This window comes from Amycolatopsis sp. NPDC005961, assembly GCF_040629235.1.
GTDB classification, from domain to species: Bacteria; Actinomycetota; Actinomycetes; order Mycobacteriales; family Pseudonocardiaceae; genus Amycolatopsis; species Amycolatopsis camponoti.
In genome coordinates this window covers 1-9,084 of sequence record NZ_JBEXVF010000138.1, presented here as the reverse complement: position 1 = coordinate 9,084, position 9,084 = coordinate 1, and the positions used below count along the sequence as shown (strand labels likewise).

Annotated in this window: 8 protein-coding genes; all 8 read left to right on the top strand. The window is 72.5% G+C overall.

Features of this window, described 5'->3' with window-relative positions; genetic code table 11:
- A partial coding sequence (locus ABZ342_RS48480; protein ID WP_360488764.1) for an SAM-dependent methyltransferase occupies window positions 1–721 on the top strand: 721 nt, incomplete at its 5' end.
- Window positions 718–2,130 (top strand): FAD-dependent monooxygenase, encoded by a 1,413-nt coding sequence (locus ABZ342_RS48475; RefSeq protein WP_360488761.1) that lies wholly within the window; start codon window positions 718–720, stop codon window positions 2,128–2,130. The genes ABZ342_RS48480 and ABZ342_RS48475, both read left to right, overlap by 4 nt.
- 1 nt (window position 2,131) lies before the next feature.
- The gene (locus ABZ342_RS48470) at window positions 2,132–3,289 is read left to right on the top strand and encodes a hypothetical protein (protein ID WP_360488758.1); all 1,158 of its coding nucleotides are present in this window, start codon (window positions 2,132–2,134) and stop codon (window positions 3,287–3,289) included.
- Window positions 3,286–4,041, top strand: coding sequence for a DUF6182 family protein (locus ABZ342_RS48465; RefSeq protein ID WP_360488755.1), 756 nt, complete (start codon window positions 3,286–3,288; stop codon window positions 4,039–4,041). The genes ABZ342_RS48470 and ABZ342_RS48465 overlap by 4 nt, the downstream gene beginning before the upstream one ends.
- On the top strand, window positions 4,019–4,657 hold the full coding sequence (locus ABZ342_RS48460) for a LysR substrate-binding domain-containing protein (RefSeq protein WP_360488752.1): 639 nt from the start codon (window positions 4,019–4,021) through the stop codon (window positions 4,655–4,657). The genes ABZ342_RS48465 and ABZ342_RS48460 overlap by 23 nt, the downstream gene beginning before the upstream one ends.
- Window positions 4,654–5,361 carry an alpha/beta fold hydrolase gene (locus tag ABZ342_RS48455; protein ID WP_360488749.1) on the top strand — a complete coding sequence of 236 codons (708 nt, stop codon included), beginning with the start codon at window positions 4,654–4,656 and terminating at the stop codon, window positions 5,359–5,361. The genes ABZ342_RS48460 and ABZ342_RS48455 overlap by 4 nt, the downstream gene beginning before the upstream one ends.
- A 52-nt stretch (window positions 5,362–5,413) precedes the next feature.
- Window positions 5,414–6,244, top strand: a complete 831-nt coding sequence (locus ABZ342_RS48450; RefSeq protein WP_360488746.1) for a class I SAM-dependent methyltransferase — start codon at window positions 5,414–5,416, stop codon at window positions 6,242–6,244.
- 94 nt (window positions 6,245–6,338) lie between these two features.
- Complete coding sequence (locus tag ABZ342_RS48445) at window positions 6,339–7,685, top strand: MFS transporter (protein ID WP_360488743.1); 1,347 nt, start codon at window positions 6,339–6,341, stop codon at window positions 7,683–7,685.
- Window positions 7,686–9,084: the final 1,399 nt, after the last annotated feature.

Below are 9,084 nucleotides of genomic sequence, written 5' to 3'. Positions count from 1 at the left end.
GTCGCTGCTCGCCGAGATCCGTGCCGCCACCTTCCCGGCCGACGGACCCCGGGTCGTGCCGAGCACGCCGGACTACAACGCGATTCGCACCCGGTTCTTCGACGAGCACCTCGAAGCCGAAGCGCGCCGCACGCCCCAGGTCGTGCTGGCGCCGGCCGGGATGGACTCGCGTGCCTACCGGCTGTCCTGGCCCGGCGGCGTCCGCTTGTTCGAGGTGGACCGGCCGGCCGTGCTGGCGTACAAGCGGGACCGGCTCGCCGACGCCCGCGCGCACGTCGAGCACCGCACGGTCGCGGTGGACCTCACGGCGCCGGACTGGGAGGCCGGCCTGCTCGCCGCCGGCTACGACCCCGCGGTCCCTTCGACGTGGCTGCTGGAGGGCCTGCTCTACTACCTGCCGCCGGACGAGGCGCACCGTGTTCTCGACCGGGTCGCCGCCCTGCAGGCCCCGGGCAGCGGGATCGCCGCCGACATCGTCAACGCGGCGGCGCTGACGCGGCCGGACATGCGCGGCCTGCTCGACGTGTTCGCCGGCTGGGGCTGCCCGTGGCTGTTCGGCACCGACGAGCCCGAAGACCTCTTCCGGCAGCACGGGTTCGACGCGGTCGCGGTGCAACCCGGGGAACCGGGCGCCGACTTCGGCCGCTGGCCGGACCCGGTGCCGCCGCGGCGGGAGACGGGTGTCCGGCGGGTCTTCTTCGTCCACGGGCGGCGGCGGTGAACCCGCCCACCGCGGTGGTGGTCGGTGCGAGCGTCGCCGGACTGGCCACCAGCCTGGCGCTGAGCCGCATCGGCTACCGCGTGATCGCGGTGGACCGCTCGGCACCGCCACCGGAAGGGCCACTGTCCGAAGTGGCCGGCACGTGGCACCGGCCCACGGTGGCCCAGGCGCAGCAGTCGCACACGATGACCTCGCTCGGGGTGCGCGTCCTGCGTGAGCGCGCGCCCGAACTGCTCGACGAGCTGCTGGCGTCCGGTGCCGTCCTGCTCGACCTGACGCGCGCGATGCCGGAGGGCGCCACGGACCGGGCCCGCCGTCCGGAGGACGCGGACCTCGTCGCGCTCGGCTGCCGCCGGACCACGTTCGAACTGGTCCTCCACCGTGCCGTGCGGGCCCGTCGTGACGTGTGCATCCGGTACCGGACCACCGTCCGCGGCCTCGAGGTCGACGAAGAGCGCCGGGTCCGGCACGTCGTGACCGCGTGCGGGGACCTGATCCCGGCCGACGTCGTCGTGGACGCGACCGGACGCGGCGCCGGCGCCGGCGCGTGGCTCCGCGCGGCCGGGGTGACCTCGGCCGAGGACGAGCTCAGCCCGTCCGGCCTCGCCGGCTTCACCCGCTTCTACCGGCTGGCCGGCGACACGCTGCCGGGGGAGCTCACCCGGGGGCACGCCGCGGGCGGCGTCTGGGACCACTACGCGGGCGTGCTGCACCCGGGCGACGGGGGGACGTTCGCGATCGCCATCGGTACCCCGCCCGGTGACGCCGAGCTCGCGCGGGTGCGCGACGCCTCGGCGTTCACCGCGGTCGCCGAGGCCACACCCGGGCTGTCGGGCTGGCTCGAGACCGGGATCAGCGAACCGATCTCTGCCGTCCGCCCGTTCACCAGCCCGTCCAACGCCCTGCGGGGAACCATCGGCGGCGCGGTCACCGGGCTGTTCCCGGTCGGCGACGCCGCCTGCGTGACCAACCCCCTGTTCGGCCGGGGGATGTCACTCGCCCTCGCCCACGCGTTCGCGCTGGCCGACCTGCTGGCCGACCGGCCGGTCGTCGACGCGGCCCAGGCGGAGGCGGCCGCGCGGCTGGCGGACGACTTCTACCGCCCGTGGTACGAGCACACCGTGTCCGCCGACCGGGAGCGCATCGCCCGCTGGCGGACCGCACGCGACGCCACCGCACCCGGCGGCGCGGCCGACGCCGCCGCGATCGCCACCGCGGCGGCCTCGGACGGACTGGTCTGGCGGGGGCTCACCCGGATGCTGATGAGCCTCACCACGCCGGCGGAACTCGCCGGGGACGAGACGTTCACCCGCCGGGTCGCGCGGGCACCGGCCGTCACCGCCGCCGGCGAACGGCCCCCGACCCGGGCCGAGCTCGTCCGGACGATCATGGCAGCGAAAGGAACCTGACGTGACCGTACTGTCCGTCCCGCACGCGTCCTGGACGCGAAGGCCGGCCCGCGGCGGCCGCCGCGTCCTCCTCGCGCCGGTCACCGTGACGCCGACGAAACCGCTCACGCCGTCGCACCTCAAAGGTCTGTTGTGGACTGACGTCCTGTTCCGGGCGACCCGGGTGGTCGCCGAGACCGGCTACCGCTACAGCAACACGGCCTACCACAGCACCGAGCAGACCCTCGGCTTCTGGGAGTTCCTCGACGACGCCGGCGGCGACACCGACTACGCCGCCATGACCGAGGAGCAGATCGGCGAGCTGTACGTCCGCTACTGGGCGCGGCGGCAACGCCCGTCGGCGGCCGCGCTGCGCCCGTACCGCGACGCGGTCGAGCACGGCTGGGTCCACCCGGCCAGCGCCCGGATCCAGCAGCTGTGGTCGGCGCACTTCCGCCGTCTCGGGCTGCACGACCCCGGTCTGAGCGAGCACCAGCCACCCGGGTACGGCCTGGCCGAGGTCTTCGACCACCTCGCCGTCCGGGGTCTGTGCCTCGACCACCGGGCCGCGGGCGGACCGGTCTACCTCGACCTGACCCGGGCCGGGCTTCCGCTGCGGCAGATCGTCACCGCCGACGGTCAGCCCAACTACCTCGCCTGCGCGCTGCGCGACCTGCTGCCCCTCGCCGTAGAGCACGACGAGATCGTCCTGGTCCACGACCGGGAACTCGACCTCGACTACCGGCTGCTCGCGCACGTCCTGGCGAACGCCGGTCCGATCGTGCACCGGCTGCCGATCGGCCGCGTGCCGATCGAGGACCGGGTCCGCTCCGCGCGCAGCGGGGACTGGCGCGGGCACACCGTGGCCGCGCTGATCGACGAAGTGGCGGGCGCGTACCGGCCCGAGGTGTTCCGGCTCGGCCTGCGGCTGTACTTCATAGCGACCCTCGGGCCTGGGCAGCGGCAGTCCTACCGCCTCGATCTGCTGCACAAGTCGCTGCACCGGGCGGAACGGCTGCTCGACGCCGCACCGGCCCCGGCGCCCGGACCGCTGGCTGAGCGGCTCGGGCAGCACCGCGGCAGCCACGCCCACGTCAACCCGTACCGCCTGACGACCGGGTTGCTGGCCAGGCACCGGCACCTGCCGTCAGCGGACCTGCTCGCGGAGGTGTTCCTGTGACCGCCCCATCGACGTCCCAGCAGCTTCTGGCGCGGACGGCCCGTGAGCGCCTGCTCGCCGTCCGCCCGGACCTCGATCTTCCCGATGACCCCGTCGCGCTGGCCGGGGTGCTCGCCGGTGGTCGGCGGGAACCCGGCGGCGAGCCCGACAGCGTGGTGGCCGTGGTGCGCCGCGTCGACATCGCCGGCTGGATCCGCGGGACCTGCGTGTTCGCGCACGGACTCGCCCCGGACCGGGCCGCGGCCTGGCGCCGGTCGTTCACGCACACCGTCTTCCTCGCCGGGAACCCGGAAAACCTGGGGGAGCGGGTGCGTTTCGACCACGTTGCCGAGGACGCCTCGGCCGCGTGGCACCGGCCCGCGAAACCGCGCGACAGCATCGGGCTGCGCCGGTTGCTCAAGGCTTTCGGCGGCGAAGCCGAGCTGCCCGTACGGCCGCCGGAGGTCGTCGTGGTCCAGGCCGGCGCGCCGAGCCGGGCCCGCCCGGCCGAACGCGACCTGTACCTCGCCACCGCGGGGGTTTCCTGTGCTCGGACGCTGGTCCACCTCAACCACCTCGTCGCGGAGGCGGTGCTGGACGGTCTCATCGCGGCGGGGGACCGGCTGACCGTGCGCCGAGTGCCCCACCTGACCGGCTCTCGAACGCCCTTCGCGGCGCTGCGTGTCGACGTCGACCCCGCTCACCCGGACCGGCTGCGTGCCTTCGCCGGACTCACCGAGGAGATCACAGATGCCCGCAACCACTGCCCCTGACGGGGGTGTCCTGACCAAACCCGTCGTCGGCATCCACGGCTCGCCCGGTGTCGCGCTGCGCGTCCTGCGCGCGGCCGGCTGGGACGAGGACGACGTGCACCTGAGCCCGTACGACGTGCGGGACCCGTTCCGCGCGCTCCGTGCGGGCGAACAACACGTCATGATCGTCAAGTACGAGGTGCGGGAGCCTGACCTGGCCGTCAGCCGGCCCCTCGTCGAGGACGCCCGGGCGGTCCTCGTCGGCCGCCACCACGCCCTGGCCGCGCGGACGTCGGTCACCCTCGACGACGTCGCCGGCTACCCGGCTTTCCGGTGCCCGGAGCACTTCCCACCCGACGTCTGGGACCGGGTGGTGCCGCCGCGCACACCTGCTGGACGCGTCATCGACCGTGTGCACCCGATGACCACGGTGGACGACATGGTCCGGATTCTCGCCGCCACCGACGCGGTGCACGTGTCGTTCGCCTCGCTCGCTTCCGTGGTGCCCCAAGGGATCGCGGTGATCCCGGTGCGCGACCTGCCACCCGCGCCGGTCGCCCTGTGCTGGCTGCGGACGACACCGCTGCCCGCGGCGGTGGCCAGGCTCGTCGCCGACGCCGAAGCCGGTCCGCGATGAAGTCCGTCGTCCTGCTGCACGCGTTGGGACTCGATTCGACGATGTGGGAGGCGCAGCACCGGGCGCTGGAGTCCGCCGGACACCAGGTGATCGCCCCGGACCAGCGCGGTTTCGGCACCACCGCGCTGGGTTCCGTGCCACCGTCCCTGGACACGGTGGCCGACGACCTCGCCCGGCTGCTCGACGAACGCGGTGTCGAGAGCACCGTGCTCGTCGGCGCGTCGATGGGCGCCTACGTCGCCATGGCGTTCCTGCGCCGCCACGGCGACCGCGTGCACGCACTCGGCTTGCTCTCCGCTCGCGCGCGGGCCGACGACGCACGAGCGAAGGCCGCGCGTACGGCCTTCGCGGCCCGAGTCGTCGAGCCGGAGACAGGCCCGGCCTTCGTCGCGGCGATGACACCGGGTCTCGTCGGCGCGACGACCCGCGCCACGCGGCCCCGGGTCGTCGCGGCGGTGCGCACTGCCGCCGCCACGGCAAGGCCGGAAGCGCTGGCGTGGGCGCAACGCGCGATCGCCGGCCGCCCCAGCTCTCTGGACGTGCTGCGTGCCGCGGACCTGCCCGCCGTCGTCATCGCCGGCGCCGAGGACGAACTGGTGCCGCCGGAGCACACCCGGGAGGTCGCCGAAGCCCTGCCGGCGGGTCGGCTGCTGGTCGTACCCGGCGCCGGTCACCTCCCGTCGCTGGAACCCCGGACGTGGTGACCGGCCACCTCGCCGACCTGCTCGCCGAAACCGAGCCGACGGTGGTGCCGGCATGCTGACGGCGGACCACAGCCGGTGGGGGTTCACCGCCTCGACCGGGCTCGGCTTCTCCCACCACTCGATCGTCGACGCGCATTTCGAAGCCTGCCGGCCGGCCTACGAGCACCTGCTGCGGCGGGTGGGCATCCGGCCGGGGTGGCACGTGCTCGACGCGGGCTGCGGCAGCGGTGACTTCCTGCCCTGGCTGGCGGAGCTGGCCGGCCCCGGCGGGCGCGTCTCGGCCGTCGACCTCGCCGCCGAAAACGTGGCGCTGGCCGGTGCCCGCGCGGACACCGTGCACGTCACGCAAGCTGACCTCCGGGACCTGCCGTACGCCAGTGCGTCGTTCGACGCGGTCTGGAGCGCCAACACGGTCCAGTACCTCGACGACGACGAGCTGAGGACGGCCTTGGCCGAACTGCGCCGGGTGGTCCGGCCGGGCGGGACGATCGCGATCAAGGACCTGGACGCCCACTCGATCACGGTCCGGCCGGGTGACCCGTACCTCTTCGCGGACTTCTTCCGCGCGGCGGGTGCGGTACCCGGGTACGCCCGCCAGCTGCTCCGGTCCCGCGACCTTTACCGGCACGTCAAGCAGGCGGGCCTGGTCTCGGTGCGGCAGGAGACCGTGCTCATCGAACACTTCGCGCCTCTCACACCGCAGGCGCACGCCTTCTACGGACCGAGTTGCGCGCGCATCGCCGCGCAGGCACTCGACCTCGGTCTCGCTGCGGAGTGGACCCGGTTCGTCGATCCCGGCGGTCCGGACAACCCCTTGCACCACCCGGACGGCTACATCAGCGAAGGAAACGTCCTCACGGTCGCGTCGGTACCACCGGCCTGACCTCTTCCGTTACTAGTCCTTCTTTCGAGCGGAGTTCCCCGATGTCTCCTGTTGCCCGGCCTTACCGCCGCCCGCGTCCCACGGGAGGCCGGCCGTGACTGTCGATGAACGGTCCACCGTCGCGCGTCCCGATCCCGCGAAGGCCGGGCCTCGCGGCCTCTCGCCTCGCGGTGTCGGGCTCGCCGCCCTGTTCGGGAACACCATCGAGCTCTACGACTTCGTCATCTACGCCTACGTCGGCGGCGCGGTGTTCGGCCCGCTGTTCTTCCCGACCGGCGTGCCGTGGGTGGGGACGGTGCTCGCGTTCACCACCCAGGCGCTCGCGTTCTTCGTGCGTCCCCTGGGCGCGGTCGTCTTCGGCCGCATCGGGGACCGGTGGGGCCGCCGGGCGCCACTGCTGTGGTCGGTGAGCATCATGGGCGGCGCGACCGTCGCGATCGGGTTGCTGCCCACCTACGCCACCGTCGGCGCCGCCGCGCCGATCATGCTGCTCGTCCTGCGGCTGCTGCAGGGCATCGCCATCGGCGGCGAATATCCCGGCGCGGTGGTCGTGGCCGTCGAGCACGCCCCGGAACGGCGGAAGACGCTCTACGGAGCCTTTCCCCAGATCGGCAACATGCTCGGCTCGCTGCTGGCCGCGCTTCTGCTGGTGGTGGTGAACCTCGTCGCCGGACAGGACGCCTGGCGAGAGTGGGCGTGGCGCGTTCCGTTCCTGGGCAGCATCGTGCTGGTCGTGATCGGATTCGTGCTGCGCAGGCGGCTGAGCGAGACCCCCGAGTTCGTCGCGGTGACGGCGGAGGCGAAGTCGCGGGACCGGGTTCGCTTCGCCGACCTGCTGCGTCGCTCGGCCGAGCCACTCGCGATCGCGACGTTGTTCTGGATCGGCCCGCTGGCGTTCAGCTACGCGTTCTTGAGCAGCCTCATCGCTTTCGTCGCTTCTTGGCGGCCGGGCCTTTCGCCGGTGGACCCGCAGATCGGGCTGGTGATCAGTTCGGCGCTGCTCGTGGTGGTGGTCGCGGTCGTGGCGCGCTTCGGCGACCGGCTCGGCCTCGAACGGCTCGTGCTGGTATCCGGGCTGGGGATCACGCTCTGGGCGGTGCCGTCGTACCTGTTGGTCGACCTGCAGAACCCTGTCGCGTTGTGGACCGCGATGGCGGTCGGCTCGCTGGCGTACGGGGCTTTCGGTGGTGTCGCGCCCCGGCTCATGGCGACGCTGTTCCCGGTCGAGTTCAGGTTTCTCGGGGTGGGGGTGTGCATAGCGGTCAGCGGCGTACTCGCCGGAGCGGTACTCCCGATCCCGGTGCTGGCGTGGGTCGGCGAGACAGGCGGCTCATCGGTGCCCCTGATGCTGATGGTGGTCACAGCCGGCCTCGCCACGGTGGCCGGCGCGCTGTGGCTGATGGCTTACCGCAAGAGGCAGGCGAAGACGACTACCGTGTGAAGTCGGCGCAGGTGGCGTCGACCGGCGCGGTAAAGCGGAGCCAGAGCTGTCCGGGAAGGTTCTAAGCTGGCCGACTGACGGGATGGGAGGCGGCACCCGGCTGTCCGCGGTCGCCGGGTTGCGAGAGGGAGCCAAACCGTCGTCGTCGAGGTTCGAACCGGCCGGCAGAATCGAGGCGGCCGTGGTCCGATTCGGGGACCCCACCGATCCCGACCATCGCCGGAGGTTCGCCACCGAGGTCGCTGCACTACGAGTTGCCGGTGACCACCGGCTGCCCGCGGCCAGGTTGCGCGTCGCAGACTTCGACGGTTCCGCAGCAGGCGTGCTGCCGGTGCTGACGACCTTCCTGCCCGGGCCCAGCCGGATCCCATCGGTCGCTTCCACCGAGCGGCTGCAGGGCCGCCCTGCCGCTGTCGGCGGCCGCGGAAGAACACCTGGAGCGGCTTCCCTCACCCGGCGGCCTTCATACGTGGTGACCTGCAGTTCGGGAACACGCTGTGGTCCGGTGACCGCTGCACAAGCTTGATCGAGGGGGACTGCGCGGGCTCCGGATCGCCGGAATCGACCTCAGCGGGGCGCACTTCGACGCTGCTCTGATGCTCGGGCTACCCGCCGTCGAGAGCAGTCTCTGGAGGGCTGGCAGCGGGGCCGCCGGTCGGCAGGCGGAGCGGATCGCCTACTGAGACATCGTCGCGGGCATCAGTCCCCGCTGACCCAACGTCATCGGACGTCAGCGCGCGAGGCACGCCGATCCTCGCGAGGCTCTAGAGACCTTTCGCGCTCTCGCGGCCGATTCGAACGCTGTCGGTCGTACAGAGCATCGGAGTGGTCTGGCGCCGCGGCCGACCGGTCGCCAGGCAGTTGGTCGAGCAGGCGGGCCGAGCGACGCACTCGAAGCACCGCCGCGGCATGGAAGCCGACGGGCGCAGTTGACGACCAGGACCTTCGGGCCTGCTCGAGGTGGAACCATCGCGCCGGTAGATCCGGCCGGGGTGCGGAGATCCGCGACCGACCAGTCGTTCTCGCATTTCTGATTCCAACCGAAGGGCGCGTTCAGCACCCGGGAGTAACGGATTCAAGGTCGCTGAACAGCGGAAATCTGAGACAATCGCATCCACTGCCGGGGCGGGGAGGCGACGGCCGTACTTATTTCCAAGATCAGGTGCAGTTTCCCGTCACCTCGACATACAACCCAAGTGTCCAGGCCGGTGGCGGTGAGCGGTTCCGCCACGTGTCGCAGATCGTTCTTACCGTGGAGGAAACCCGCCGATGACGACAGACGAAGAACCGGCAGGCAGCGCCGGCTTGGACCGGCCAGGTCGGCCGCGGCTGCGGAAAATCGTCTCCGGCGTTGCGTCCGATCGTCGAAAGGGTGTCTTCGACCTGCAAGAACTCCTGC